This window comes from Micromonospora sp. MP36 (genome assembly GCF_008119785.1).
GTDB lineage: Bacteria > Actinomycetota > Actinomycetes > Mycobacteriales > Micromonosporaceae > Micromonospora.
In genome coordinates, this window is the sequence record NZ_VSFA01000005.1 from 119898 (window position 1) to 146642 (window position 26745).

General features: G+C 74.6%; 26 protein-coding genes. 16 read left to right on the top strand and 10 right to left on the bottom strand.

The window, feature by feature from the left end; genetic code table 11:
- Positions 1-130: 130 nt before the first annotated feature.
- Positions 131-3781 (top strand): SpoIIE family protein phosphatase, encoded by a 3651-nt coding sequence (locus FXF52_RS08155; RefSeq protein ID WP_148795016.1) that lies wholly within the window; start codon positions 131-133, stop codon positions 3779-3781.
- 15 nt (positions 3782-3796) lie between these two features.
- Here FXF52_RS08155 and FXF52_RS08160 read toward each other — a convergent pair whose 3' ends face one another.
- Positions 3797-4111 (bottom strand): STAS domain-containing protein, encoded by a 315-nt coding sequence (locus FXF52_RS08160; protein ID WP_187413382.1) that lies wholly within the window; start codon positions 4109-4111, stop codon positions 3797-3799.
- Between the two features lie 96 nt (positions 4112-4207).
- On the opposite strand from FXF52_RS08160, the gene map reads away from it, so the two are divergent.
- Positions 4208-5065, top strand: a complete 858-nt coding sequence (gene map / locus FXF52_RS08165; protein WP_148795018.1) for a type I methionyl aminopeptidase — start codon at positions 4208-4210, stop codon at positions 5063-5065.
- On the top strand, positions 5062-5778 hold the full coding sequence (locus FXF52_RS08170) for a VIT1/CCC1 transporter family protein (protein WP_148795020.1): 717 nt from the start codon (positions 5062-5064) through the stop codon (positions 5776-5778). Before map ends, FXF52_RS08170 begins: the two co-directional genes overlap by 4 nt.
- A 51-nt stretch (positions 5779-5829) precedes the next feature.
- On the opposite strand, the gene FXF52_RS08175 is transcribed toward FXF52_RS08170, so the two are convergent.
- The 7 genes from FXF52_RS08175 to FXF52_RS08205 form a co-directional block, all read right to left on the bottom strand.
- Entirely contained in the window at positions 5830-6567 is a 738-nt protein-coding gene (locus FXF52_RS08175) for a nucleotidyltransferase domain-containing protein (protein WP_148795022.1), read from the bottom strand.
- 139 nt (positions 6568-6706) lie between these two features.
- Complete coding sequence (locus FXF52_RS08180; protein WP_148795024.1) at positions 6707-7192, bottom strand: nitroreductase family deazaflavin-dependent oxidoreductase; 486 nt, start codon at positions 7190-7192, stop codon at positions 6707-6709.
- Positions 7193-7246: 54 nt separating this feature from the next.
- On the bottom strand, positions 7247-9943 hold the full coding sequence (locus FXF52_RS08185; protein WP_148795025.1) for an FtsX-like permease family protein: 2697 nt from the start codon (positions 9941-9943) through the stop codon (positions 7247-7249).
- Entirely contained in the window at positions 9940-10662 is a 723-nt protein-coding gene (locus tag FXF52_RS08190; protein ID WP_148795027.1) for an ABC transporter ATP-binding protein, read from the bottom strand. Before FXF52_RS08190 ends, FXF52_RS08185 begins: the two co-directional genes overlap by 4 nt.
- Positions 10663-10800: 138 nt before the next feature.
- Positions 10801-11382, bottom strand: coding sequence for a PadR family transcriptional regulator (locus tag FXF52_RS08195; protein WP_148795029.1), 582 nt, complete (start codon positions 11380-11382; stop codon positions 10801-10803).
- A gap of 70 nt (positions 11383-11452) precedes the next feature.
- Positions 11453-11902, bottom strand: coding sequence for a ferritin-like domain-containing protein (locus FXF52_RS08200; RefSeq protein ID WP_148795030.1), 450 nt, complete (start codon positions 11900-11902; stop codon positions 11453-11455).
- The gene (locus tag FXF52_RS08205; RefSeq protein WP_187413391.1) at positions 11899-12351 is read right to left on the bottom strand and encodes a hypothetical protein; all 453 of its coding nucleotides are present in this window, start codon (positions 12349-12351) and stop codon (positions 11899-11901) included. Before FXF52_RS08205 ends, FXF52_RS08200 begins: the two co-directional genes overlap by 4 nt.
- A gap of 263 nt (positions 12352-12614) precedes the next feature.
- Between FXF52_RS08205 and rimP the strand changes: the two genes are divergently transcribed.
- The 12 genes from rimP to FXF52_RS08265 all read left to right on the top strand — a co-directional run bounded on the left by rimP (position 12615) and on the right by FXF52_RS08265 (position 24335).
- On the top strand, positions 12615-13295 hold the full coding sequence (gene rimP / locus FXF52_RS08210) for a ribosome maturation factor RimP (RefSeq protein WP_148795033.1): 681 nt from the start codon (positions 12615-12617) through the stop codon (positions 13293-13295).
- Entirely contained in the window at positions 13292-14335 is a 1044-nt protein-coding gene (nusA, locus tag FXF52_RS08215) for a transcription termination factor NusA (protein ID WP_148795034.1), read from the top strand. Before rimP ends, nusA begins: the two co-directional genes overlap by 4 nt.
- 16 nt (positions 14336-14351) lie before the next feature.
- Entirely contained in the window at positions 14352-14687 is a 336-nt protein-coding gene (locus FXF52_RS08220; RefSeq protein WP_148795036.1) for a YlxR family protein, read from the top strand.
- A 93-nt stretch (positions 14688-14780) separates the two neighbouring features.
- Positions 14781-17762, top strand: coding sequence for a translation initiation factor IF-2 (infB, locus tag FXF52_RS08225; protein ID WP_148795038.1), 2982 nt, complete (start codon positions 14781-14783; stop codon positions 17760-17762).
- An 80-nt stretch (positions 17763-17842) separates the two neighbouring features.
- Positions 17843-18910 carry a TRM11 family methyltransferase gene (locus FXF52_RS08230; protein WP_148795161.1) on the top strand — a complete coding sequence of 356 codons (1068 nt, stop codon included), beginning with the start codon at positions 17843-17845 and terminating at the stop codon, positions 18908-18910.
- 126 nt (positions 18911-19036) lie between these two features.
- On the top strand, positions 19037-19330 hold the full coding sequence (locus FXF52_RS08235; protein ID WP_148795040.1) for a DUF503 domain-containing protein: 294 nt from the start codon (positions 19037-19039) through the stop codon (positions 19328-19330).
- Between the two features lie 243 nt (positions 19331-19573).
- Positions 19574-20059, top strand: coding sequence for a 30S ribosome-binding factor RbfA (rbfA, locus tag FXF52_RS08240; protein WP_148795042.1), 486 nt, complete (start codon positions 19574-19576; stop codon positions 20057-20059).
- The gene (locus tag FXF52_RS08245; RefSeq protein WP_148795044.1) at positions 20056-21102 is read left to right on the top strand and encodes a bifunctional oligoribonuclease/PAP phosphatase NrnA; all 1047 of its coding nucleotides are present in this window, start codon (positions 20056-20058) and stop codon (positions 21100-21102) included. Before rbfA ends, FXF52_RS08245 begins: the two co-directional genes overlap by 4 nt.
- A 65-nt stretch (positions 21103-21167) precedes the next feature.
- Entirely contained in the window at positions 21168-21575 is a 408-nt protein-coding gene (locus FXF52_RS08250; RefSeq protein WP_148795046.1) for a hypothetical protein, read from the top strand.
- Positions 21575-21784: a DUF6186 family protein gene (locus FXF52_RS08255; RefSeq protein WP_187413392.1), complete on the top strand. Its 210-nt coding sequence runs from the start codon at positions 21575-21577 to the stop codon at positions 21782-21784. The genes FXF52_RS08250 and FXF52_RS08255 overlap by 1 nt, the downstream gene beginning before the upstream one ends.
- Before the next feature lie 570 nt (positions 21785-22354).
- Positions 22355-22873, top strand: a complete 519-nt coding sequence (locus FXF52_RS08260) for an AAA family ATPase (protein ID WP_255471807.1) — start codon at positions 22355-22357, stop codon at positions 22871-22873.
- Between the two features lie 130 nt (positions 22874-23003).
- Complete coding sequence (locus FXF52_RS08265) at positions 23004-24335, top strand: MATE family efflux transporter (protein ID WP_148795048.1); 1332 nt, start codon at positions 23004-23006, stop codon at positions 24333-24335.
- Positions 24336-24348: 13 nt separating this feature from the next.
- Here FXF52_RS08265 and FXF52_RS08270 read toward each other — a convergent pair whose 3' ends face one another.
- Both FXF52_RS08270 and FXF52_RS08275 read right to left on the bottom strand, forming a co-directional pair.
- A complete protein-coding gene (locus FXF52_RS08270) occupies positions 24349-25356 on the bottom strand; it encodes a hypothetical protein (RefSeq protein WP_148795050.1) in 1008 nt (335 codons plus the stop codon).
- 85 nt (positions 25357-25441) lie between these two features.
- Positions 25442-25741 (bottom strand): hypothetical protein, encoded by a 300-nt coding sequence (locus tag FXF52_RS08275; protein WP_148795052.1) that lies wholly within the window; start codon positions 25739-25741, stop codon positions 25442-25444.
- Between the two features lie 108 nt (positions 25742-25849).
- Here FXF52_RS08275 and truB point away from each other — a divergent pair, with 108 nt between their 5' ends.
- Entirely contained in the window at positions 25850-26734 is an 885-nt protein-coding gene (gene truB / locus FXF52_RS08280) for a tRNA pseudouridine(55) synthase TruB (protein WP_148795055.1), read from the top strand.
- Positions 26735-26745 lie beyond the last annotated feature (11 nt).

Sequence of the window (26745 nt, forward strand, 5' to 3'; positions counted from 1 at the left end):
CAGGATGAGGCGGAGGTGACAGCGTCCCGCGTCGGGCGTGCGTTAGGTTGCTCCGCCGCCTGGGTACAAGGCGGGGACGGCCGGCGGAGTTGCGTCGGCCGTCGTGGACATGGCCGGAGCGGGAGGCTGCATGGGCTCGGCCCAGGGGGGCGAGGACGGAGGACACTCCTCCTCGGGGACCGTCGCGGCGCAGCTTCCACCGCTGCTGACCGCGGCGTTCGCCGCCGGCGGTGAGATGGGTGCGCGGCTGGGCGCCTTCGACTGGTCCGGCACCCCGCTCGGCGCCCCCGAGACCTGGTCGCCCGCGCTCTGCCACGCGGTTAGCACCATGCTCTCGTCCCGGGCCCAGCTCGTGCTGTTCTGGGGCGAGGACCACCGCGCGTTCTACAACGACGCCTACCGGCCGACCATCGGCGACAAGCACCCGGCGGCGATCGGGCAACCCGCCCGCGAGCACTGGGGGGAGACCTGGGACGTCCTCGGGCCGCTGCTGGAGGGGGTCCGCCGCACCGGCGAGCCGTATCGCGGTGAGAACCACCCCTTCGTCCTCAACCGGCACGGCTTCCTGGAGGACGTCTACTTCGACGTCTCGTACGACCCCATCCGGGACGCCGACGGCACCGTCAACGGCGTCTTCTGCTTCGTCAACGAGACCACCGGCCGGGTGCTTGGCGAGCGCCGGCTGCGCGCCCTGGCCGAGCTGGGCAGCCGGCTGGTCGACGTGCCGGACACGGCGGAGCTGGGGCGCGCCGCCGCTCGCGTGCTCGACGCGTACCGGTCGGACCTGCCGCTCAGCGCGATCTGGCTGACCGACTCCGACGGCGTCCCGGCGCTGGCCGGCTGCGCCGGGGTCGACCCGGGCCGCCTCGCCGGCGGGCCGCCGGCACCGGGCGATGGCGCGGCCCGCTGGGTCTCCGTCGCGGACCTGCTCGGCGAGGTGCCGCCGGACGCCGCCGACCGGGCCCTGGTGCTGCCGCTCACCGCCACCAACGAGCCGGCCGGCGTGCTGCTGGTCGGGGTGGCCCGCCGGCTGCCGTTCACCGACGACTACCGCGACTTCGTCGACCTGGTCGCCGCCCAGATCTCCCGCGCGCTCGGCAACCAGCGCGCCCACGAGCAGCAGCGCGCCCGGGCCGCCGAGCTGGCCGCCCTGGACCGGGCCAAGACCAACTTCTTCGCCAATGTCAGCCACGAGTTCCGTACCCCGCTCACCCTGGTCCTCGGCCCGTTGGAGGACCTGCTCGCCGACCCGATGCTGCCCGAGGCGTACACCGAGCGGCTGAATGTCGTGCACCGCAACGGCTTGCGGCTGCTCAAGCTGGTCAACACCGTGCTCGACTTCTCCCAGCTGGAGTCCGGCCGGCTGGCCGCCCACTACCAGCCCACCGACCTCGCCGACTACACCGCCCGGCTGGCCAGCACCTTCCGCTCGGCCACCGAACGAGCCGGTCTGCGGCTGGTGGTGGACTGCCCACCGCTGCCCGCGCCGGTCTACCTCGACCGCGACATGTGGGAGAAGATTGTCCTCAACCTGGTCTCGAACGCGGTCAAGTTCACCTTCGACGGCGAGATCCGAGTCCGGTTACGCCCCGGCGACGGCGTGGCCGTGCTGACGGTGACCGACACCGGAGTCGGCATCACGCCGGAGGAACTGCCGCAGGTCTTCGAGCGGTTCCACCGGGTGCCCGGCGTGCGCGCCCGCACCCACGAGGGCACCGGGATCGGCCTCGCCCTGGTCCGCGAGCTGGCGGAGATGCACGGCGGGACGGTGTGGGCGGACAGCGTTGTGGACCAGGGCACCACGTTCACCGTGACCGTCCCGTTCGGGTACGCCCACCTGCCCGCCGACCGAGTGGCCGCGGGCGCGCCCGTGCCGCTGAGCGAGCCCGCGCAGGCCCGGCTGCACGTCGCCGAGACCGCGATCTGGACCGCCGAGCCGGCCGCGCCCGGCGCCCGGCCGGAACCGGCCCGGGTGCCCGGCGGGCCGGGGCGGATCCTGGTCGCCGACGACAACGCCGACCTGCGCGAGCACGTCAGCCGGCTGCTCTCCCCCGCGTACGAGGTGGTCGCCGTCCCGGACGGCGCGGCGGCGCTGCGGCTGGCCGTCGAGTCCCCGTTCGACCTGGTGCTGGCCGACGTGATGATGCCCCGCCTGGACGGCTTCGGGTTGGTCACCGCGCTGCGGGCCGACCCGGTGACCCGGCACGTGCCGATCGTGCTGCTCTCCGCCCGCGCCGGCTCGGCCGAGGAGGTCGCCGGGCTCTCGGTCGGCGCTGACGACTACCTGACCAAGCCGTTCTCCAGCCAGGAGTTGATCGCCCGGATCCGGGCCAACGTCGAGCTGGGCCAGCTGCGCGGGCAGATCATCCGTGGGCTGCGGGCCCTCGCCGACGCGGCCGTGGCGGTCAACACCGCCCGATCCACCGCCGAGGTGGTGCAGGTCGCCGCCCGTCACGCGCTCAGCCTCGCCGAGGCCGCCCGGGTGGTGGTCACCGCCACCGGCGGCCGGTACGAGGTCGACGGCGGCGGCGAGACGAGCGGCGAACCGTCGGTCGTCCTGCCGCTGACCGGCACCAGCGGGGTGCAGCTCGGCGAGCTGCGGGTCTGGCGCCGGGAGGGCGGCGGCACCGAGCAGGCCGCGCTTGTGGAGCTGGCCCGGCTGATCGGCGTACGGCTGGAGAACGCCCAGCTCTACGAGGCCGAGCACCGGATCGCCACCACGCTCCAGCACAGCCTGCTGCCGCGTACGCTGCCGCAACTGCCTGGCGCGGTGGTGGCCAGCCGCTACCTGCCCGGCAGCGCCGACGTCGAGGTCGGCGGGGACTGGTACGACGTGATCGGCACGCCGGACGACGAGCCGGTGCTGGTGATCGGTGACGTGGTGGGCAAGGGGGTCCGCGCCGCCGCCGCGATGGGTCAACTACGCAACGCGCTGCGGGCATACGTGCTGGAGGGCTACGACCCGGGGGAGGCGCTGACCCGGCTGAACCGCCTGGTCGGCTCCACCGAGGGCGGTTCCTTCGCCACCCTGGTCTGCCTCCGGTTCGCCCCGCGCACCGGCCGGCTGTGGTACGCGAGCGCCGGTCACCCGGCACCCCTGGTGATCCGCGGCGACGAGGTGTCGTACCTGCACGACCAGGCCCTCGGGCCGCCGGTCGGGGCGATCCCGCAGGCCGAGTACCGGACCGTCGAGGGCGAGCTGGCCCCCGGCGGCCGGCTGCTGCTCTACACCGACGGGCTGATCGAGGACCGGCGGCTCGGCATCGACGCCGGGCTCGACCGGCTCCGACTGGACGCCACCACCCGGGGGGAGCACGTGGCCGACCTGGTCGATGCGGTGGTCGAGCGGGTCGCCGAGCGTACCCGGCACGACGACGTGGCCGTGCTCGCACTGGAGGCGACCGAGCTGAACCGTTTCGTGCTGCGGCTGGCGGCGGAGCCGACCCGACTTAGCGTGCTGCGCAAGCGGCTGGAGGACTTCCTGGTCGCCCATGAGGTCGGCGAGACCGACCTCTTCGACCTCACCGTGGCGATCTCCGAGGCCGCCGCGAACGCCATCGAGCACCCGGTGTCACCCACCGAGCCGGTGATCGGCGTCGAGGTGGTCATCGAGGATCGGGTGGTGACCGCCACGGTCCGGGACAGCGGCCGGTGGCGGGAGTCCACCGGGTCGAGTTTCCGCGGCCGGGGGCTGGCGTTGATCCAGGCGCTCGGTGAACTGACCCTGACCCGGACCGAGCAGGGCACCGAGGTGACGCTGCGCCGCCCGCTGGCGGACTGAGGGGTGTGGCGCGGTTCAGGCGGGGGCCAGCCAGCCCTGGTCGCCCAGGCCGGATATCTCCAGCACCCGGCGTACCTGGCGGGACGGCAGCACGGTCAGTGTGCCGGCGAACCGCTGGGCCAGCCGGACCAGCGCGTGGATCGCGGCCGAGTCGAAGAAGGTGACGGCGCGCAGGTCGAGGGTGAGGTGGGCGACGGGCTCCCGGAGCGCGGTCCGGTACATGGTGTCGGCGGTCGCCATGTCGACCTCGCCGGTCACCACCACCCGGACGCGGTCGCCGTCGACCTCCGTGGTCGCGGAGAAAACGGGAGGTGCGCCCCCTTGATCCACGCAGCCACAATGGCACAGCCCGACCGGGCGCGGCAACAAGGCCGGGCCGGTGGCCTGTGGCCGGGGTCACCGCGGTGCCGGCGATAGGCTGTGGTCATGACCGTCCGTGCGCCGCTGACCCCAGGCACGCTCTCCCCGTGGCGAGCGGTGCCCGCCCACATCCCGCGCCCCGAGTACGTGGGCAAGAAGCGTCCCCAGGAATACCGCGGCTCGCACGTGCAGACGCCGGAGACCATCGAGAAGATGCGGGTCGCCGGCCGGCTCGCCGCCCAGGCCACCCAGCTCGCCGGCGAGCACTGCAAGCCGGGGGTGACCACCGACGAGATCGACAAGGTGGTCCACGAGTTCCTCTGCGACCACGGCGCCTACCCGTCGACGCTGGGCTACAAGGGCTTCCCGAAGTCCTGCTGCACCAGCCTCAACGAGGTTGTCTGCCACGGCATCCCGGACTCGACCGTGCTGGAGGACGGCGACATCATCAACGTCGACGTCACCGCGTTCATCGGTGGCGTGCACGGCGACACCGACGCGACGTTCTGCGTGGGCGAGGTGAGCGAGGAGGCCCGCCTGCTGGTCGAGCGGACCCACACGGCGATGATGCGCGGCATCAAGGCGGTCGCTCCGGGCCGCCAGATCAACGTGATCGGCCGGGTCATCGAGTCGTACGCCAAGCGGTTCGGCTACGGCGTGGTCCGCGACTTCACCGGCCACGGCATCGGCGAGTCCTTCCACAGCGGCCTCTACGTGCCGCACTACGACAGCCCGCGGCCCACGGACGTGATGGAGCCCGGCATGACGTTCACCATCGAGCCGATGATCACCCTCGGCACCTACCAGTACGACATGTGGGACGACGGGTGGACGGTGGTCACCCGGGACCGCAAGTGGACGGCGCAGTTCGAGCACACCATCGTCGTGACCGACGACGGCTACGAGATCCTCACCCTGCCGTGACCGACACCCCGGCGGCGCTGCGGGAGGCGCACCACGCGGACGTGTCCGGCGGCTGGCTGCGCCCGGCCGTGTTCGGCGCGATGGACGGCCTGGTCACCAACATCGCCCTGATCGCCGGTGTGGGCGGCGGTGGGGTCTCGCCGCGCAGCATCGTCCTCACCGGCGCCGCCGGCCTGGTCGCCGGCGCCATCTCGATGGGCCTGGGGGAATACACCAGCGTCCGGTCGGCCAACGAGCAGGTGGCCGCCGAGGTGGCGAAGGAACGGCGCGAGCTGGAACGACACCCGGAGGCGGAGGCCCGCGAGCTGGCCGACGCGTGGGTCGCCCGGGGGCTGCCCCGGGACCTGGCCATGCAGGTCGCCAACGCGGTCCGGCGCAACCCGGAGGAGGCGCTGCGGGTGCACGTCCGGGAGGAGCTGGGCGTCGACCCCGACGAGCAGCCGAGCCCGTGGGCGGCGGCGGTCTCGTCGTTCCTCTGCTTCTCGGTGGGCGCGCTGGTGCCGCTGCTGACCTACCTGCTCGGCTTCACCAGCCTGGGGCTGGCGCTCGCCGTCGGCGGGCTGGGGCTGTTCGTGGCCGGTGCCGTGGTCGCCCGGTTCACCCGCCGCCCCTGGTGGTCCAGCGGGCTGCGGCAGCTCCTGCTGGGCGCGCTGGCGGCCGGCGCGACGTACCTGGTCGGCGCCCTGATCGGCGTCCAGGGCGGCCTCGGCTGACCGAACGATCACAGTTACCCCCGGCGACCTGCCGGCGGCGTGCGCGGCGGGTCAGGCGGTGAGGAGGTCGTCGACGCTGCCGTCGACCGGGCGGCCCCGGGCGGCCAGTTCCTCGGCCTGGCGGGTCAGCACCGCGCCCACCTCGGTCATGTCCGCGCCGGCCAGGCCGGTACGCCGTACCGCGTCGCCGGGGTCGCGGAAGTAGGTGCGGCTGAGCAGCCCGTGCACGGTGGCCGCGGCCAGCCGCGCCTCGCCGAGCATGAGCAGCGCCTGGTCGGTCTCGTACCACTCGGCGAGCCGGAGCGCCCGGGAGTGCGCCGCGCTGCCCCGGTACCACGCCTGCCGTGCGGAGGCGCTGAACTCAGCCGGGCGGGCCCGGGCCAGCCGGGCCAGGTGCTCGTCGCGCAGCGTACGCAGCCAGCCGGTCGGGTCGTGCAGCGCGCGGGTGGTGACGTAGCGGTCGGCGGTGAGCGGCCAGAGTGGGCCGATGGTCCGGGCCTGCCCCAGGTAGTCGTCCGCCCCGGCGACGGTGAGCTCGACCAGCACTCCGTCCACCCGCCGGGTGGCCGGCGACGGCCCGCTGCCCGGCCGGTACGTGGCCACCAGCAGCCCCACCTCGCCGTCCCCGCCACCGTCCTCGTCGCCGTGCGCGAGCGGGCCGTGCACCGCGACGGCGAGGATGTCGGCCGCGAACCGCCGCAGGGCCGTCTCGCTCACCCGCTCGGCGACCCGCCACCGGGGATCGTCGAGGTATCGGTCGGCCTCCAGTTCGGCCCCGCTGGCGTCCACGGCCCACCTCCGTTCCGCGCGGCCGCCCGCCGAGGGGGCCCGCGCAGGTCGACCGCCCACCAGCGTAGCCAGGCGAGGTGGCGCCGCCTGGTCGCCACGCCTGGGGCCGGTGCGGCCGGGTGGACCTGCGACGGGCCGGTCAGGTGGCGGGAGCAGGCGGGCTGACGGGGACCAGCCGGAAGACGCGGATCTCCCGGCCGCCGGCCCGCTCCACGTACGTCCGGTACGCCGGCCACTCGGCGACCAGCCGCGCGAACAGCAACTCCCGCTCGTCGCCGTTGATCAGCTCGGCGCGAACCGGGATCCGGCGACCCTCGACGTCGACCTCGGCGGCCGGTTGGGCGAGCAGGTTCAGCGACCAGGCGGGCTGGTGCTGCTGCCCCCAGTTCGACCCGATCACCACATAGGCGTCGCCGTCCGGCACGTACAGCAGGGGATTGCTGCGCAGCCTGCCGGAGCGGCGACCGGTGGTGGTGAGGACCAGGGACGGCACCAGGCCGAGCGCGACCACCCGCCCCTTCGTCAGCCGGCCGAGCAGCCGGTCGGCGGGGACGAGCAGGCGCAGCACGGCGGCGAACCACTTCTGGTGACCGAGGCGGCGGGCGAGAGCACGCAGGGCGGACACCCGCCCAAGTCTGCCCGCCGGCCGTCCCGGACGACAGTCCACGCGCGACCCCGGTCAGTCCAGCCGGCGCTCCACCGGCAGCCGGGACCGGGTGAACAGCGCCGCCCCCAGCATGGCCACCAGCGGCACCACCACCAGCACGCCGAGGGTCAGCCCGGGCACCACCAGCGGATACGGCTGCGGGACCGGCCACGTCTGCGCGTACCGCTGGTTCAGGGAGAGCAGGATGATGGCCGCCGAGCCGAGGCCGGCGACGAGGCCGAGCACCGAGCCGAGCACCGCGATCACCCCGGCCTGGCAGAGCGACAGCACCCGGCGTACCCGGGGATCGGCCCCGACCGCGGCGAGAGTGGACAGGTCCCGGCGGGCCTCGGCGGCGGCGAGGCCGGTGGCCACCCCGGCCGCGCCCAGGGTGATCACGCCGGAGCCGATCGCCAGCAGGAGCAGCAGCGGCCGTTGGTCGGACCTGAGTTGCTCATCGGTCTGCACCGACAGCGCACCGAGCCGGGACAGCTCGGCGGAGAGCCGGTCCCGCTGCCCGGGGGTGGGTGGTGCGGTCGCGTCGACCGCGTAGCCGAACGGCTCCGCCACCAGGCCGACCGCGGCCGCCGCCGGCGGTGAGAGGACGAGCCGGTCCACCGGGATACCGCCGCGCAGCACGTACCCGGGCAGGCTGGCGCTGGCCGACGCCGCGTCGCCGGCGCCGTGGGTGACGGCGACGGTCACCCGGCCGTCCACCAGTTGCCCGGGATCGGTGACCACCACGCCACCCGCGGCGAGGGTCCGGGTGGCGGCGGCGACCTGGTCCGCCGGGGCGCCGGTGAGCGCGGGCAGCGCGCGGCCGTCGTCGACGAGCACGGGGAGTTGGATGCCGGTCGACTCGCGGATCGCCCGGACGCAGCGCGGGTCGGCCAGGGCGCGGCCGGCGGTGACGGTGGGGTCCCCCGGCTCATACGGGCAGCGCCGCTCGGGCGGCAGCACCGCCGTCGCGACGCAGTAGTCCTCGGTGCCGGCGGGTCTGGCGCAGGTCGGGGTGGCGATCGGGACGACCGTGGCGGTGGGCAGCGCGGCCCGGACCGGCTCGGCGACCGCCGCGGCCGGCGGCAGCGCGGACGCCGTGGCCCCGCCGGACGGCACCAGCAGCACGTGACCGGGCGGGATGCCGGGCTGCCACTCCGCCCGGCTCCGGGCCTCGTCGCTGGCCACGTACGCGCCGAGGGCGACGCTGCCGGCGACCGCCGCCATCACCGCGGAGATGGCCGGCGCGGCCGAGGACCGGTTGCGGCTGGCGTCGCGCAGCGCCAGCCGGGGCGCCAGTGGCAGCAGCCGTCCCGCCCGGGCGAGCAGCCCGATCAGGGCCGGGGTGCTGAAGACCAGCCCCAGCTCGCCGAGGATCAGTCCGGTCAGCACCACGGTCGGGCTGCTGCGGGTGGCGCCCAGCCCGGCGAGGGCGGCGCCGGCCGCGGTGAGCAGCACCCCGAGCACGAGCCAGCGACGCCGGTGCCGGGGCGGGTTGCGCCGTCCGGCGAGACCCGCCACCACGTCCTGTCGGGCCGCGGTCCACGCCGGGGCCAGCGCGGCCAGCAGCCCGGCCAGCACCGCCACCGCGGCGATCGCGGCCAGGGCCGCCGGGAAGACCCGGTACCCGCCGAAGCGGGCGCCCACGACGTACTGCTCGACCAGCGGCCGGCCGGCCAACGCGGCGGCCACCCCGAGCACCAGCCCGAGCGCCGCCCCGCCCGCGCCGAGCACCACCCCGTCGGCGAGCACGATGCGGCGCAGGTGCCCGGCGTCCCCGCCGGCCACCGCCACCAGGGCGAGGTCCCGGCGTCGCCGGCGTACGCCGACCGCGAAGGCCGGGCCGACCAGCAGCACCACCTCCAGCAGGCCGAGCCCGCCGATCAGTACCGCGTTCCCCGCCTGTTCCGGGTCGGGCAGCCCCGGGCCGGTGAACGCCGCCTCCCGGCCGGGCAGCGGGGTCCGGGCGGCCACCTGGATCCCGCGTTCGTTCAGCCGGTCCGCCAAGGCCCGGTCCACCGGCCCGGGCAGGTCCACCAGCCAGCTCTCGTCCGGCGGGCTGACCGGGCCGGGCGGCGTCTCCGGCCGCAGCGCGACCACCTCCCGCAGGTTGTCCGCGAACTCCGCCACCCCGACCACCGTGTAGGTCGTCGTCCCGTCAGTCGCGTGCACCGGGTCGCCGAGCCGTACGCCCAGCGCGCGCAGCGCGGCCGGGCTGACCGCGATCTCGTCCGGGTCCGCCGGTGGCCGGCCGGCGCGCAGCCTGGCCAGCGGGCGGGTGAGCGGGTCGGTGAGGTCGACCGCCCGCGCGTCGAACGCCTTCGGGCGGCCGGCGACGCGTACCACGAAGGGGACCCAGCGGCGGACCCGGCTGACCCGGCTGCCGGCGGGCAGCAGCGCGCGGATCTCCTCGGCCGTCACCGGCCGGGTCCGGGGCGCCAGGTCACCCTCGACCGGCCAGGAGTTCTGGCCCCAGGCGTCCTGGGCCAGCGGGTTCACCGCCGTCCAGCGCAGCTCGGCGTCGGCCGCGCCGAGCCGGCGGTCCAGCTCCTCGGCGGAACTCAGCTCCGCCATGTCGTAGCTGGCGGCGGCGAAGCTCAACGCCAGCACGGGCAGCGCGATCATCGCCAGCACCAGCGCCGTACGCCCCCGGGCCCGGCGGGCCTCGCGCCGGGCGATGCGCAGCGCGGTCCGCCACGACCCGAGCGTGGCGGCGATCCGGTCCCGGTTCACCGTCCGCTGCCGGCGAGCAGCTGCTCGACCCCGGCCAGCGGGGCGGTGGAGTCGACCAGCACCCCGTCCCGCAGGAACACCACCCGGTCGGCCCAGCCGGCGTGCCGCGCCTCGTGGGTGACCAGCACCCCGGCCGCGCCAGCGTCCACCCGGCGGCGCAGCAGGTGCAGCACCGCCTCCCCGGCCTGCGAGTCGAGCGCCCCGGTGGGCTCGTCGGCGAGGACCAGCCGGCGCTCGCCGACCAGCGCCCGGGCGATCGCCACCCGCTGCTGCTGGCCGCCGGACATCTGGTCCGGGAACCGGTCGGCCAGCCCCGCCACCTCCACCTCGGCCAGCGCGGCCAGGGCGAGCTTGCGGGCCCGCCGGACGCCGGCGCCGTCGAGTTCCAGCGGGAGCGCCACGTTCTCCACCGCGGTGAGGCTGCCGAGCAGGTTCAGGTCCTGGAAGACGTACCCGATCCGGCGGCGGCGCAGCCGGGCCAGGTCGCGGGCGCCCAACCCGCCGAGCGGTTCGCCCTCGACCAGCACCTCGCCGCCGGTGGGCCGGTCCAGCCCGCCGGCCAGCGCCAGCAGGGTCGACTTGCCGGAGCCCGACGGGCCCATCACCGCCACCAGCTCACCGGACCGGACGGTCAGGCTGACCCCGCGCAGCGCGTGCACGGCGGCCGGGCCGGCGCCGTGGGTCCGGTGCACGTCCCGCAGCTCCAGCACCTCGCTCACGGTGCCACCCCCGGTTCGCGACTGCGGGGCTCGCAGAATCGGCTCGCTCCCCGCGCTCACGGCGCCACCTCGGTTCGCGACTGCGGGGCTCGCAGAACCGGCTCGCTCCTCGCGCTCACCCTCGTCCCTCCCGCCGGCTCACCGGCGGGCCTCCTCGCCGGTCCGGTCCACCGCCTCCGGTCGGCCGGTCGGCCGGCTCGGGGCGGGGCGATGACGGACCAGGCTGGTCTCGCAATGGTCGAGCCAGCGGATCTCCGCCTCGGCCTGGAAGATCATCGCGTCCAGCACCAGCCGCCAGGCCAGGTCCTCCGGCTTGTCGCTGGCGTACTTCAACCGGGTCAACTCCTGCAACGCCCGCATGGTCGCGCTGCGCTGGGTCTGCACCACCGCGCGGACGTCCACGCCGGGGGTGGTGAGGGCCAGGGCCAGCTTGATCGACAGCTCGTCGCGGGGCCGGTCGGCGGGGCTGATCGGGGTGGCGAACCAGAGCGCCAGGTCCGCCCGTCCGGCGTCGGTGATCTCGTACGGCCGCTGCCCGCTCTCGCTCTCCGGCAGCGGGCGGACCAGACCGTCGCGCTCCAGCCGGGCGAGCGTCGTGTAGACCTGCCCGATGTTCAGCGGCCAGGTCGAGCCGGTCGACTCCTCGAACGCGGCGCGCAACTGGTAGCCGTACATCTGGCCGCGTTCCAGCAGCGCCAGCAGGCCGTGACGGATGGACATGGCGAGGAGTATGCATACCTGGTATGCGACCCCGCAACCGGAGCGACCCGGTCCGTGACCGTCGCCCCGCTCAGGCCGGGCGGCCGGGGAACGGGACGGTGACCGGGGTCACGCCGGCGCTGCGCCGCCAGCGGGTGGCCCGCACCGCGCAGTCGCTCAGCGCCGCCAGGGCCCGGTTCCGGTCGGCCCCGCTGGTGTGCGGCAGGGTCGCCCGCCAGTGGCCGGCCGTCCGCTCCTCGATCGCCACCGCCAGCTTGAGCGCGCTCGCCTTGTCGGTGACCGGGTACGGCAGCGCGTATCCGGCCTGGTCGGCGGGGACCTGACCGCCCCCTTCGCTCAACTGGAGGATGAGGGCGTCCCGGCGGGACCGGTGGGCCGCCTCGGCGGCCCGGGCGGCGCTGCGGGCGGCGTCGGCGAGGTGCACGCCGATCACCCCGTACGCCCAGATGGCGGCGTACTCGGCGGTGAGCGCGTCGGCGAGGGCCTGGGCCGGGCCGGTCGGTGCGGTGCGCGGGATCACTTCAACGCCTCCACGTGTGTCGCGCGGGCGGCCGCGATCGAGCCGAGCAGCGCGGCCCGCTCGGCGGGCGCGGCGGCACACGCCTTCGCCGCGTTCTCCCGCCCCTGCTGCTCCGCCTGCCGCAGCTCGGCCAGCAGTTCGTCGGGCTCCGTGGCCGCCGCAGTCGGGGTGGCGGCGGGGGAGCCGGACGGGGCCGGACGGCCGATCACCCGGCGCAGCTCCTCGGCGTGCGCCCGGTGGGCGTCCGCGATCGCGGTGAGCCGGTCGGCCAGCGCCGGGGCGGCGGCGATGGCGGCCCGGTGCCGGCCCTCCAGGGCCGCCGACTCCGCCGCCAGCGGTTCTAGGGCGTCCGGGGGCGGCGGACCGTCGTCGCCGCGGTCGAAAAGATCACACCCGGTCAGCGGTACGGCGGCGCCGCCGAGCGCCACCAGCGCCCCGGCGCGCAGCAGGCTGCGCCGGGAATGTCCCGGTGCTCCGTCGCGCTGTGTCGTTCTGCCCGTCGCCACCGGACAAGTCAACACCATCTCGGCGGTGTCGTGGGCCACGACCGTCGGTGCGCCGCCCGGTCCGCCGACCCGCCCGCGCGTTACGCTCTGCGCAGCCACCGGACGCGAATGCCCCGGTGGCGTGCCGGCATGGCGGGCCGAGTGGTCCGTCTCACAGCAGACATGACGGGCCTGGCGGCCCGTGGAGCAGCAGAGAGGTGCGCCAGATGACGCAGCGTGGCCGTGCCACCAGGCCGACGGGGCCCTCCGGGCGACCCCGCCGGGCCGACGGCCCCCGTGCCGGGGGTCGGGGCGGCGCGCCCCGCGGCGACCTGAGTGCCCGGCGGGCCCGCCTCCGCGAGGTGATCGAGCCGGTGGTCAACGCCGCCGGGTACGACCTGGAGGACCTCTCCGTCTCCCGGGCCGGCCGACGGCACGTGGTACGGGTGATCGTGGACGCCGACGGCGGGATCAACCTGGACGCCGTCGCGGATGTCTCCCGGGCGGTCTCCGCCGCGCTGGACGCCGCGGAGGAGGCCGGTGGCGACATCGTGGCCGGCGAATACCAGCTCGAGGTCAGCTCGCCCGGCGTGGACCGGCCGCTGACCCTGCCCCGGCACTGGCGGCGCAACGTCGGCCGGCTGGTCAAGGTGACCGTGCGCGGCGCGGCCGGGGTGCCCGAGCAGCGGACCGCCGGGGACCGGCAGCTCACCGGCCGGGTGGTCGAGGCGGACGACGAGCGCGTGGTGCTGGAGACGGACACCGGGCGCGTGGCGCACCCCTACGCCGAGCTCGGGCCCGGCCGGGTCCAGGTGGAGTTCAGCCGCCTCGACGAGGCGGACGAGTTCGACGAGGCTGACGAAACCGACATCGACGACGAAGATGATGTGGAGGACGAGGAGAGGTGAACATCGACCTCGCGGCGCTGCGCGCACTGGAGCGCGAGCGGGAGATCCCGTTCGACACGATCCTCGCGGCGATCGAGACCGCGTTGCTGACCGCCTACCGGCACACCGACGGCGCCGAGCCGCACGCCCGGGTGGAGATCGACCGGAAGACCGGGGCTGCCTCGGTGTACGCCCAGGAGTTGGACGCCGACGGCGGCGTGGTGCGGGAGTGGGACGACACCCCGCACGACTTCGGCCGGATCGCGGCCATGACGGCGAAGCAGGTGATCCTCCAGCGGCTGCGGGAGGCCACCGACGAGGTGCACCTCGGCGAGTACGTCGGCCGGGAGGGTGACCTGGTCACTGGCGTGGTGCAGGCGCACGAGGCGCGCGCCGAGAAGGGCATCGTCACCGTCGACCTGGGCAAGCTGGAGGGCGTCCTGCCGCAGTCCGAGCAGGTCCCGGGCGAGCGGTACGCGCACGGCGAGCGGATCCGCTGCGTCGTGGTGCACGTGGCCAAGGGAATGCGCGGCCCGCAGATCACGTTGTCCCGTTCGCACCCCGCTCTGGTGAAGAAGCTCTTCGCCCTGGAGGTGCCGGAGATCGCCGACGGCACCGTGGAGATCAGCGCGATCGCCCGTGAGGCAGGTCACCGTACGAAGATCGCGGTGCGGTCGACTGCACCCGGGGTCAACGCCAAGGGCGCCTGCATCGGCCCGATGGGCCAGCGGGTCCGCGCGGTGATGAGCGAGCTGCACGGCGAGAAGATCGACATCATCGACTGGTCGGACGACCCGGCCACCTTCGTCGGGAACGCGCTCTCCCCGGCCAAGGCCCTGCGGGTGGAGGTGGTCGACGCGGTCACCCGGACCGCCCGGGTCACCGTGCCGGACTTCCAGCTCTCCCTCGCGATCGGGCGCGAAGGGCAGAATGCCCGGCTTGCGGCCCGGTTGACCGGTTGGCGGATCGACATCCGGTCCGACGCGGAGCAGACCGGCAGCCCCGGCCGGAGCGGAGCTGATCACGTACCCGAGCCGGGCGGCGCGATCTCGAGCAGCTAGGGGTAGACTTCCTCCAGTGGCACGACGAGCGCTGCCGGAGCGCACCTGTGTGGGCTGCCGGAAGCGAGCGCCGGCCAGCGAGTTGCTGCGGATCGTCGCGGTCGGTGACGAGGCTGGTCATTACAGCCTCCGGCCCGATCCGGCCCGCAGACTGCCGGGTCGGGGAGCGAGCATGCACCCGGATCCGGCCTGCTTCGCGCAAGCGGTGCGGCGCCGCGCCTTCGGGCGGGCACTGCGCATCACCGGGGTCATCGACCACGGTGCGCTAGCGGAGCACGTTGACGCGCCATCCCCGACGACCGGTCAACCCGACCGGTCGCGGGTCGCTAGCAGGGTAGGACGACCGACATGAGCACACGATGAAGTCGCAGAAATGACCAGGCTTCAAGTGCACGAGTGAGGTCGCTGCGGGTGCTGCCCGCACGACCTCGGAGTGAGGAGTGCAGTGGCAGGAAAGGCCCGCGTACACGAGCTCGCCAAGGAGCTCGGGGTCGAAAGCAAGACCGTTCTCGCCAAGCTCAAGGAGATGGGCGAGTTCGTGAAGTCCGCGTCGAGCACCGTCGAGGCGCCCGTCGCCCGACGGCTGCGTAGCTCGTTCGTGGCCTCCGCCGGTTCCTCGGCGCCGGCCGCCCCGCCGGCGGCCGCGCCCACCCCGGCGCCGACCCCGACCCCGTCCCCGACCCCGGGCGCCCCCCGGGTGTCGGCCAAGCCGATGCCGCCGCGGCGGCCGACCCCGACCCCTGGGCCGAAGCCCAAGGGTCCCGTTCCGGGTCCGCCGCAGCCGGTGGCCAAGCCGGCGAGCGCGCACGACATCGAGGTGGCGGCCGCCGAGGCGCGCGCCGCCGCGCTGAAGGCTGAGCAGGAGGCCGCGGTCAAGGCCGCTCAGGCCGCCCGCCAGCAGCAGCGCGAGAACGTCCGCCGGGAGCCGCCGACCGAGGGTGGCCCCCGTCCCGGCCCGCGTCCGGGTCCGGGCGCCGTGCCGCCCCGTCCGGGTGCCCCGGCCGCCGGTCGTCCCGGCGCGCCGACCCCGGGTCCGGGCGCGCGGCCCGGCGGGCGTCCGCCGGCGCGCGGCGCCGGCAACAACCCGTTCGGCATCCAGGGCGGTCAGCAGCAGCGGCCCCCGGCCGCCGGTGCGGGCGGTCCGCGGCCGAGCCCGGCCTCGATGCCGCCCCGGCCCAGCCCGGCCTCGATGCCCCCGCGGCCCAGCCCGGCCTCCATGCCGAGCCAGCGCCCCGGTCGCCCCGGCGGTCCCGGTGGCGGTCGTGGCGGACCCGGTGGCGGCGCCGGTCGCCCCGGTGGTGGCGGCGGCTTCCGCGGCGGTCCCGGTGGCGGCGGCGGTGGCGGCGGCTACCGTGGCGGTCCCGGTGGCGGCGGCGGTGGCGGTGGCTACCGTGGCGGTCCCGGTGGTGGCGGCGGTGCTCCCGGCGGTGGTTTCCGTCCGGGCGCCCCGGCCGGTGGCGCTGGTCGTCCGGGTGGTGGCGGTCGTGGCCGTGGCGGTGGCGCCGCGGGTGCCTTCGGGCGTCCGGGTGGCCGGCCGACCCGCGGTCGCAAGTCCAAGAAGCAGCGCAGACAGGAGTTCGACAACCTGTCGGCCCCGACCATGTCCTCGGGTGCCCCCCGGGGTCAGGGTCAGGTCGTCCGGTTGTCCCGTGGCGCCTCGCTGTCGGACTTCGCCGACAAGATCAACGCCAACCCGGGTTCGCTGGTCCAGGAGATGTTCAACCTGGGCGAGATGGTGACCGCGACCCAGTCGTGCTCCGACGACACCCTGCTGCTGCTGGGTGAGCACCTCGGCTTCGATGTGCAGATCGTCAGCCCGGAGGACGAGGACCGCGAGCTGCTCGCGCAGTTCAACATCGACCTCGACGCGGTGGTCGCGGAGGACCGCCTGGTCAGCCGGCCGCCGGTGGTGACCGTCATGGGTCACGTCGACCACGGTAAGACCAAGCTGCTCGACGCGATCCGCAAGGCGAACGTGGTGGCCGGCGAGGCGGGTGGCATCACCCAGCACATCGGCGCCTACCAGGTCCACGTCCCGCACGAGGGCGAGGACCGGGCGATCACCTTCATCGACACCCCGGGTCACGAGGCGTTCACCGCCATGCGTGCCCGTGGTGCCCAGGTCACGGACATCGTGATCCTGGTGGTCGCGGCCGACGACGGCGTTATGCCGCAGACCATCGAGGCGCTCAACCACGCCAAGGCGGCGGACGTGCCGATCGTGGTCGCGGTCAACAAGGTCGACAAGCCGGAGGCGAACCCGGACAAGGTCCGCCAGCAGCTGACCGAGTACGGCCTGGTCGCCGAGGAGTACGGCGGCGACACCATGTTCGTCAACGTCGCGGCCAAGCCCGGCATCGGCATCGAGGAGCTTCTCGAGGCCGTGCTGCTGACCGCCGACGCGTCGCTGGAGCTGACCGCTCCGATCGACGGGCCGGCGCAGGGTGTCGCGATCGAGGCGCACCTGGACAAGGGCCGTGGTGCGGTGGCGACCGTGCTGGTGCAGAAGGGCACCCTGCGGGCCGGCGACTCGATCGTCGCCGGTGGGGCGCACGGCCGGGTCCGGGCCATGCTGGACGAGAACGGCAAGCCGGTCGACGAGGCCGGTCCGGCGCGTCCGGTCATGGTGCTGGGTCTGACCACGGTGCCGGGAGCGGGTGACACCTTCCTGGCCGCCGAGGACGACCGGACCGTGCGGCAGATCGCCGAGCAGCGGCAGGCGCGACGGCGGGCGGCGGCATTCGCCAACTCCCGTGGCCGGGCCACCCTCGAGACGCTCATGGAGCAGCTCAAGGAGGGCGAGAAGACCTCGCTCAACCTGGTGCTCAAGGGCGACGTCTCCGGTTCCGTGGAGGCCCTCGAGGACGCGCTGTTCAACCTCGACATCCCGGAGGAGGTCCAGCTGCGGATCATCCACCGGGGCGTGGGTGCGATCACCGAGAGCGACGTCATGCTCGCGAGCGCCTCGTCCGAGGCGGTCACGATCATCGGCTTCAACGTGCGGGCCGCCAACAAGGTCCGCGAGATCGCCGACCGCGAGGGCGTGGAGATCCGGTACTACACCGTCATCTACCAGGCCATCGAGGAGATCGACGCCGCGCTCAAGGGGCTGCTCAAGCCGGAGTACGAGGAGGTCGAGCTGGGGACCGCGGAGATCCGCGACGTCTTCCGCTCGTCCAAGATCGGCAACATCTCCGGTTGCATCGTCCGGTCCGGCCTCATCCGCCGCAACGCCAAGGCGCGGCTGCTGCGGGACGGGGCAGTCGTGGCGGACAACCTCACGATCAGCTCCCTCAAGCGGTTCAAGGACGACGCGACGGAGGTCCGCGAGGGCTTCGAGTGTGGTCTGACGCTGGGCGGTTTCAACAACGTCCAGGTCGGCGACATCATCGAGACCTTCGAGATGCGGGAGAAGCCGCGCGCCTGAGCGGCGTGAACGACCGACGGCCGGGGCCCACGGGGCCCCGGCCGTCGCCGTCTCCACGGACTGCGACAATCTCCGGCGTGCTGACCAGGTACGCGCTGCTCCTCGCCCCCTCCGCCAACCGCGTCTACGCCGACGCGGCCGGCCGGCTCGCCCGCGCCGAACTGGAGATCTTCGCCGGGTCGGGGGTGCTCGACGCGGTGCCGGTCGACGCCGCGGTGGAGCGGATCGGCGGGGTGGAGTACCTGACCTTCGCCGCGCCGGGACCGGGCCTGGGCGGGCGCGACCTGGCGCACCTGGCTAACCTGTCGGCCGCGTACGCGCTGTTCGAGCGGGTGGGTGACGACCTGCTCCGCCCGGTGCCGCTGGAGCCACTGGCCCGCTACGACTCGGACCTGATCACCATCCCGAAGTACGCCGGCAAGACCAACGAGCAGTTCACCCGGCTGCTGCTCAACGTCACCGTGCTCGCCTCCGCCTCGGCCGGCGGCATGCTGGACCGGCAGCTGGTGGTGCTCGACCCGCTCTGCGGCCGAGGCACCACGCTCAACCAGGCGCTGATGTACGGCTACGACGGGATCGGCGTCGAGCACGACGGCAAGGACGTGGACGCGTACGGGGCGTTCCTGCGTACCTGGCTGCGCCGCAAGCGGCTCAAGCACACCGCCGAGACGGTTCCGGTGCGCCGGGACCGCAAGCTGATCGCCCGGCGCTTCGAGGCGGTGCTCGCCCCGTCGCGGGACGAGCACCGGGCCGGGGCGACCCAGCGGGTCACCGTGCTGCACAGCGACACCACCCGGGCCCGGGAGGTGCTGCGCCCGCGCTGCGCCGACGTGATCGTGACCGACGCACCGTACGGGGTGGCCCACGGCAGCCGCACCGAGCAGGGGCTGTCGCGCAGCCCGCTGGACCTGCTCGGCGCGGCCGTACCGGTCTGGCGGGAGCTGCTGCGTCCCGGCGGGGCACTCGGGCTGTCCTGGAACACGCAGGTGGCACCCCGGGCGGCGGCCGAGGCGGTGCTGGCCGGGGCCGGCCTGCGGGTGGTCGACGGGCCCGGCTGGCGGGACCTGGCGCACCGGGTCGACCAGGCGATCGACCGGGACGTGCTGGTGGCGGTCGCGCCTACGACGCCTCCAGCTCGGCGCGTCTGACGCCGCGCGGCTACGACGGCTTCAGTTCGGCGCGTCTGACGCCGCGCGGCTACCTGAAGCCGTCGCTGGAGCCGTCGGCGGAAAACGGGTGACCCGGCCGAGAGCACTGCCGTACCGTTGCTCGCCGTGTATACCGGAACCGCGCACTTCGACCTGTTGCTGCCGGGGGACTCCCGGTCCCTGAAGACCAAGCGGTCGTACGTCCGGCCGATCGTCGCCGCGCTGCGCCGGTTCGAGGTGTCGGCCGCCGAGGTCGGGTCGCTCGACCTGCACGGCCGCGCCGAGATCGGGGTGGCCGTGGTGGCCGCCGAGGCGTCGCACGTCCGCCAGGTGCTCGACTCGTGCGAGCGCCTCGTCGCGGCCCGTCCGGAGGCCGAACTGCTGTCGGTCCGCCGCCGGCTCTACGGCGAGGAGGACTGAGCGGCCGGGCGGCAAGAAGGGGCTCCTGGTCTAACGGGCACCAGGCGTTGACAGGGCCCCTTCCTCGCACCGGCGGCCCCGCGCGCCGGCCACGATCGCGCGGGTAGTGTTCGAGTTGTTGGGGGTCGGACCCGGCGGCGTCCGCGCCGTCGTTTTCGGCCGACGGCTCCAGGTCGCGGCGCGGCGTCAAACGCGCCGAGCTGGAGTCGTCGTTGGGAGCGGGAAGCCCTGGAGGTGGGGGACATGACGGATCCGGCCAAGGTACGCCGGCACGCGGAGCGCATCCGTGAACTGGTCGCGTCGGTGGTGCGGAGCCAGATCAAGGACCCCCGGCTCGGGATGATCACCATCACCGACGCCCGGATCACCGCCGACCTGCGCGACGCCACCGTCTTCTACACGGTGCTCGGCGACGCGGCGGCGCAGGCCAGCACCGCTGCCGCGCTGGAGAGCGCCAAGGGCATGCTGCGCAGCACCGTCGGCAAGGCGCTCGGGCTGCGGCACTCGCCGACCCTCACCTTCGTCCTAGACGACGTGCAGGACCAGGTCAAGCACATCGACGACCTGCTCGCGGCGGCCCGCACCGCCGACGCCGAGGTGCAGCGGCTGGCGGCCCACGCCCAGTACGCGGGCGAGGCGCAGCCGTACCGGCTGGCCGAGGAGGAGGACTCCGACGTCGAGGACGCCGAGACCGAGGACGACGAGCCGCGCGGCGGCGGCCCCCGGTGACCTCTCCCGCCGAGGGCGGCACGCCGGCCGGTGCCGGCCCGACCGACACCGACTGGGCGGCCGCCCTCGCGGCGGTGCGCGGGCTCCCCGCCGACGCGCGGGTGCTGCTGATCTGCCACGTCAACCCCGACGGCGACGCGCTGGGCAGCATGCTCGGCTTCGGGCTGGGCCTGCGCCGCTGGGGCGTACGGCACCTCCAGGCGACCTTCCCCGGTCCGCCGGAGGTGCCCGAGCCGTTCCGCTGGCTGCCCGGGCTCGACCTGCTGGTGCCGCAGGACGACGCGTACCCGGACCCGGACCTGGTGATCTGCTTCGACGTGGCGAGCGAGTCCCGGCTGGGTGACCTGGTCGACCGGCTGGACAAGGCCGGGACGGCGCTGGTGCTGGACCACCACGCGTCGAACACCCGGTTCGGCGGCATCCATCTGGTGGATCCGCACGCGGCGGCCACCTCGGTGGTCGCCGAGGGGCTGCTCGACCGGCTCGGGGTGCCGCTGGACGCCGAGATCGCCACCTGCCTCTACGTGGCGCTGAGCACGGACACCGGCTCCTTCCGCTTCGAGGCCACCACTCCGGACGTGCACCGGATGGCGGCCCGGCTGCTGGCCACCGGCATCCGGCCCGGGGACATCTCCCGCCGGATCTTCGACACCCGCCCGTTCGGGGCCGTCCGGCTCTTCGGCGAGGTGCTGGGCCGGGCCCGGCTGGAACCGGCGGCCGCCGCCGGGCGCGGGCTGGTCTGGACCTACGCCACCCAGGACGACCTGGCCCGCTACGGCCAGCCGGCGTACGTGCTGGAGGCGCTGATCGATTCGGTTCGGTGCACCGCGGAGGCGGACGTGAGCTGCGTGGTCAAGCAGGTCGCCGCCACCGAGTGGGCGGTCTCGCTGCGCAGCAAGGGGGCGGTGGACGTGAGCCGGGTGGCGGTGGCGCTGGGCGGCGGCGGGCATCGGTTCGCCGCCGGCTTCACCGGGCGGGGCACGGTCGACGAGGTGGTGGACCGGATCCGCGCCGAACTGGACGGGGCGCTGCTCACGGCCTGATATCAGGGTCGACTCCGGGACGTGTCGGTCTTCCGGCGCTCCGTGACGGTGGGGACAATCGGGTGATGGATCACCCCCGAGAGCTCACCGTCGAGGCGCCCCGAGCCTGGGACCGTCCGGTCGTCTCCGTACCGGTGCTGATCTGCCTTTCCCTGGTCGGCGGCCAGTTGCCGTCCTTCTCCACCCAGGCCAACCTCTACACCCTGGGCACCGGCGGCGCGCTGATCTGGATCGGCCTGAGCAACCGGGTGCCTCGCCGACCCGCGCCACACCGGTTGCCGGCCGGGGCGGCCTGGTGGCTGCTTCCGGTCACCGTCTTCGGGGTGTTCGAGGGAACGACCTTCGTGCTGTCGATGGGGGACGACTTCCCCACCTTCTCCCTGCTGGCCGATCCGCTGCTGGAGGACCACCTGGTCCGCTCCGCGGCCTGGTTCGCCTGGCTGGCCGCCTTCTGGGGACTGGTACGCCGATGATGCGGGCCCTGGCGATCGGCGGTTTCCTGACCGCGCTGGTGCTCTTCGCGGCCGTCGAGTGGGCCGCCCGGCGGGAGGGTTCCCGGATCCCGTCGCTCGCCGACGTCTGCGCCTTCGTGATGCGCTACGAGGTCGGGCCGGTGCCGGTGGGGCGGATCGGGTTCCTCGGCTTCTGGTGGTGGCTCGGCTGGCACTTCCTGGCCCGCTGACCAGCCGGATCCACCCATGGTGTCCGTATCCCGGGAACAGTGGGTGGCCTGGGGAAAGTGAACGTTAATTTAGGAGACGGGCCGGCGCTTCGGCGCTGGTCACGGGCGGTGGGGCCACATCCGGCGCCGCCTCCCTCCAGGGTCAGACCGACCCGGGCTCACGCTGCCAGGTGAGCCGCTCCGGTGATCCCGGACCGCTGCCCGGCGCTCAGCACCGACGGCTCCAGGTCGTGCCACGGCAGCAGACGCGCCGGGCTGGAGGTTGTCGGACGACGGCTCCAGGTCGCGGCGCGGCGTCAGACGCGCCGAGCTGGAGTTGTCGGACGCCCCAGGGCCACCGGGCGTCGGTGGTCCGCACCCTGGAAGGGAACTCCGATGGCGACGAAGCACAAGCCGCAGACCGAGACCACCACCGACGAGGCGCGCGAGCAGATGCGCCGCGCGCTGCAGACGTCGATGGACACCCGTCAGTGACGGCCGGCCGCCCGGCGGTGGCGCGGTAGTCACCGCGCCGCCGCCGCTCCGGTCGCCCGGTTCCGCCTACGACCCGTCCGGCGCTACCGTCGCCCGGTGCGCCGCATCCTCATCGTGGGCAGCGCGGGCGCGGGCAAGACCACGCTCGCCCGCGAGGTCGCCCGCCGGCTCGACCTCCCGCTGATCCACCTTGACCGGCACTACTGGCGGCCCGGCTGGGTCGCCGCTGCCGACGCCGACTTCCGCGCGGAGGTCGCCGCGCTGGCCGCCCGCCCCGCCTGGGTGATGGAGGGCAACTACCGCAGTACCCTCGACCTCCGCCTGCCCCGCGCCGACCTGCTGGTCCTCTGCGACCCGTCCCGGCTGCGCTGCCTCGCCCGGGTGCTGCGCCGCCGCTGGGCCTACCGGGCCACGTCCCGACCCGACCTGCCGGACGGCTGCCCCGAGCAGCTCGACCTTGAGTTCCTCTACTACATCTGGCGATACCCCCGCCGCTCTCGTCCCCTGGTCTACGCGGCCGTCGCCGCCCACGCCCCCGAGCTGCCGGTGATCCGCCTGCGCACCCGCGCCGACACCCGCCGCTGGCTGGCCACTCTCCCGGCCCCGTCACGGTGATCATGAGGTTGGCGGCGGTTTCGGAGATCGACAGTGCCGCCAACCTCATGATCGACCCATCCTGGGCGAGGGTTGGTAAGTGATGGGTCCGGTTGCGTTCCTTACCGGCCGCGTGTCAGGATCGGCGGCGATGAGTCAGACCGCCGCCCCCGCCACCGGCTCCTCCACCGCGTCGCCCCGCCGGATCGCCGCGCTCGCCCTGCCGGCACTCGTGGTGCTGGCCGCCGAGCCGCTCTACGTCCTGGTCGACACCGCGGTGGTCGGGCACCTGGGCCGCGTCCCGCTCGCCGCGCTCGCCGTCGGCGGCACGGTGCTGACGCTGACCGCGTGGCTCGGCACCGTCGTCGCGTACGGGACCACCGGGCGGTCGGCCCGGCGGTTCGGCTCAGGGGACCGGGCCGCGGCGGTGGCCGAGGGGGTGCAGGCGTCCTGGCTGGCCCTGACCGTCGGCGTGCTGGTGGCGCTCGCCATGCAGGTCGGCGGCGGGTGGCTGGCGCGTACCCTCGTCGGCGGCCCGGGCGAGGTGGCCGATGCCGCCGCCAGCTGGCTGCGGATCGCCGCGCTCGGCGCGCCCGGCCTGCTGCTGGCCGCTGCCGGCAACGGCTGGCTACGCGGCATCCAGGACACCCGGCGACCGCTGCTCTTCGTGCTCGCCCCCAACCTGCTCTCCGCGCTGCTCTGCCCGCTGCTGGTCTACCCGGCCGGGCTCGGGCTGGCCGGCTCGGCGGTGGCGAACGCCATCGCGCAGACCATCTCCGGCGCCCTCTTCGCGGCCGCGCTGGTCCGCGAGCGGGTCTCCCTCCGCCCCCGGCCCCGGCTGATCCGGCAGCAGCTCGTGCTCAGCCGCGACCTGCTGATCCGGGGCGTCGCGTTCCAGGCCAGCTTCCTGTCCGCCACCGCCGTCGCGGCCCGCTTCGGCGCCGCCGCGGTCGGCGCCCACCAGATCGCCGTACAGCTGTGGTTCTTCACCGCCCTGGTGCTGGACGCCCTGGCGATCGCCGCCCAGGCGTTGATCGGCGCGGCGCTCGGCGCCGGCGACGCGGCCGGCGCCCGCGCCCTCGCCCGCCGGATCGCCCTGCTCGGCGGCGCGTGCGGCGTGGCGTTCGCGGTGCTCATCGCCGCCGGCGCCGGCCTGGTGCCGTCCTGGTTCAGCTCCGACCCGCAGGTACGCGAGCAGGCGATGGTCGCCTGGCCGTGGTTCGTCGCGCTGCAGCCGATCGGTGGGGTGGTGTTCGCCCTCGACGGCGTGCTGATCGGCGCGGGTGACGTCCGCTACCTGCGCAACCTCACCATCGTGGCGGCGCTGGCCGGCTTCCTGCCGGCGATCTGGCTGGCCTACGGGCTCGACCTCGGGCTGGGCGGGATCTGGGCCGGGCTGACGCTGTTCGTGGTGCTCCGGCTGGTCGCGCTGCTGCTGCGGCTGCGTTCCGGCGGCTGGGCGGTGGTCGGCGCGGTCCGCTGACCAGCGCTGCGGTTCAGCAGGACTCGCCGTCGCCCGCCCGCCAGCCCGGGTCGTAGATGTCGCCGGTCGCCCCCGGCCTGGGCAGCACCACGTTGGCGGGGTCGTACTCCAGCGCGAGGTAGCCCTTCTCCATCGCCGCGCAGGTCGAGTTCGACACCGTCACCTGGGCCGAGCCGATCCAGAGCCCGCGGGACGAGGCCCGGACGTCGTCCGGGTGGGGCACGTGCCAGACCACCTCGTCGCGCACGGTTACCAGCTCGGCCCCCGGCGGGTATTTCTGCGCCTGGAACAGGTCGAACGAGTAGACCCAGATGAACCGGGTGGTGACCGCCAGCACCCGGATCCCGTCGTCGGTGGTGGTGGCGGTGTACTCGATGGTGCCGCGGGCGCGGATGTCCGGTACGAAGCCGGGGTTGGCGTCGCGCAGGATCCGGGTGGCGTAGCCGAGGTTGTTGCCGGCGGCCAGGTCGTCGGTGACCGTCGACCGGGCGTCGGGAGCGAGCCGGGCGAGGAACGCCTCCGGATCGCCGTACAGCATGTCCTTGCCCAGCCGGCCCTCGACCAGCGCCGTTCGGACGCCGGACAGCGCATCGGCGACCTGCTTCGCGGAGAACGGGCCGGCCGCCCGGGCGGCCGGCAGGACGATCGCCTGCTCACCCTCGGCGAAGTGCTCGGCCGGGGTGTCGAGGTAGACGCCCAGGGTGTTGCCGTCGGCGTCGACCTGCCGGGGCGGTGCGGTCGGGCGGGACCGCAGCGCCACCTCGCCGTGGTTGACCTTGTCCGCGAAACGCCAGCCGGTGGTGCCGAGGAAACCGAGGAACCCGACGACCAGCAGCAGACCGACGGCGCCGAGCAGCTTCCCGCTGTGCCGCTCCCAGCCGAGGCGTAGCCGCTCCCGCCCGGTCAGCTCGTGCTCCGGCACCGGATGGCGCATCCAGTCGGGCACCTTGACCGACTCGTCCGAGGTGAACATGTCGTCGAAGCGGCGCGACGCCTCGGGCTGCTGCTGGTCGTCGGTCATTCCTGGGTCCTGTGGAGGCGAGTGGGAGGGGCGGATGATCTTCGCACGCGGGGGAGCCGTTCCGCCGCCCCGCGGCCCAGATCGATCAGAGCTCGCGGTGGCTGATCTTGTAGAACAGGTACAGCGTGCCCACCACCAGGCAGGTGGCCACCACCGCGACGACGACGAAGGACACGATCGCGGAGACCACCGGGTGCCGTTCGCTGAACCGGCTGCGGTCCCGCCACGCCCAGAGCCGGTGCCGGGCCGCCCGCAGCGCCGGCACCCCGTCGACGAATTCCGAGAGGCGGCGGCCGAGGGTACGGCGCGGCGGCTCGGGGTTGCGCATCCAGTCGGGCAGGTCGACCCGGGGCCGGTGCTGGTGCGAGGGCGGCGGGTTGGTCATCGGGCTCCTACCGGTGCTGCGACGAGGGCGCATGATCTTGGCACTCCGGTCGATCAGGGCGGTATCCCCCGCACGTGCGATCACCGGGGTCTGGCAGGCTTGGCCGTCGTGAGCACAGACGGTCTGATCGTGGTCGACAAGCCGGGCGGCATGACGTCCCACGACGTGGTGGCGCGGATCCGGCGGCTGGCGCGCACCCGGCGGGTGGGGCACGGCGGCACGCTCGACCCGATGGCGACCGGGGTGCTGGTGATCGGGGTGGGACGCGCCACCCGGCTGCTCACCTACGTGATCGGCGCCGGCAAGAGCTACACCGCGACCATCCGGCTCGGCCAGACGACCATCACCGACGACGCCGAGGGTGACGTGGTGGCCACCAACCCGGTCGGCGGGGTCACCGACGACGCGATCCGCGCCGCGCTCGCCGCCCAGACCGGCGAGATCGACCAGGTGCCCAGCGCGGTCAGCGCCATCAAGATCAACGGTCAGCGGGCGTACAAGCGGGTCCGCGCGGGGGAGACGGTCGAGCTGCCCGCCCGGCGGGTCACCATCTCCCGGCTGGACGTCCTGGCGGTCCGCCGGGACCTCCCGGACGTGGTGGACGTGGACGTCGACGTCACCTGCTCGTCCGGGACGTACATCCGGGCCATCGCGCGGGACGCGGGCGCCGCGCTCGGGGTCGGCGGCCACCTGACCGCGCTGCGCCGGACCGCGGTCGGCGGCTTCACCCTGGCCGAGGCGGCCACCCTCGACGCGCTGGAGCAGTGCGCGCCCGACGTGGTCAACCTGCCCCTGGACGCGGCCGCCGACCGGTTCTTCCCGCGTCGGGACGCCACCGGCGACGAGGCGCGCACGCTCGCCCACGGCGGGCCGCTCGACGCGGCCGGCATCGCCGGACCGTACGCGGTCTTCGGCCCCGACGGCGGGCTGATCGCTATCGTCAGCGAGCGGGGCGGCCGGGCCCGCGCGGAGGTCGTGCTGGCGCCGGCCTGACGACGGCCGGG

Bases quoted from the DNA above. Each gene is read 5' to 3' on its own strand.
- FXF52_RS08155 (WP_148795016.1), top strand. From the start codon at position 131: ATGGGCTCGGCCCAGGGGGGCGAGGACGGAGGACACTCCTCCTCGGGG.
- map (WP_148795018.1), top strand. From the start codon at position 4,208: ATGACCGTCCGTGCGCCGCTGACCCCAGGCACGCTCTCCCCGTGGCGA.
- FXF52_RS08195 (WP_148795029.1), bottom strand. From the start codon at position 11,382: ATGTCCATCCGTCACGGCCTGCTGGCGCTGCTGGAACGCGGCCAGATG.
- rimP (WP_148795033.1), top strand. From the start codon at position 12,615: ATGACGCAGCGTGGCCGTGCCACCAGGCCGACGGGGCCCTCCGGGCGA.
- rbfA (WP_148795042.1), top strand. From the start codon at position 19,574: ATGACGGATCCGGCCAAGGTACGCCGGCACGCGGAGCGCATCCGTGAA.
- FXF52_RS08250 (WP_148795046.1), top strand. From the start codon at position 21,168: ATGGATCACCCCCGAGAGCTCACCGTCGAGGCGCCCCGAGCCTGGGAC.
- FXF52_RS08255 (WP_187413392.1), top strand. From the start codon at position 21,575: ATGCGGGCCCTGGCGATCGGCGGTTTCCTGACCGCGCTGGTGCTCTTC.
- FXF52_RS08265 (WP_148795048.1), top strand. From the start codon at position 23,004: ATGAGTCAGACCGCCGCCCCCGCCACCGGCTCCTCCACCGCGTCGCCC.
- FXF52_RS08270 (WP_148795050.1), bottom strand. From the start codon at position 25,356: ATGACCGACGACCAGCAGCAGCCCGAGGCGTCGCGCCGCTTCGACGAC.
- FXF52_RS08275 (WP_148795052.1), bottom strand. From the start codon at position 25,741: ATGACCAACCCGCCGCCCTCGCACCAGCACCGGCCCCGGGTCGACCTG.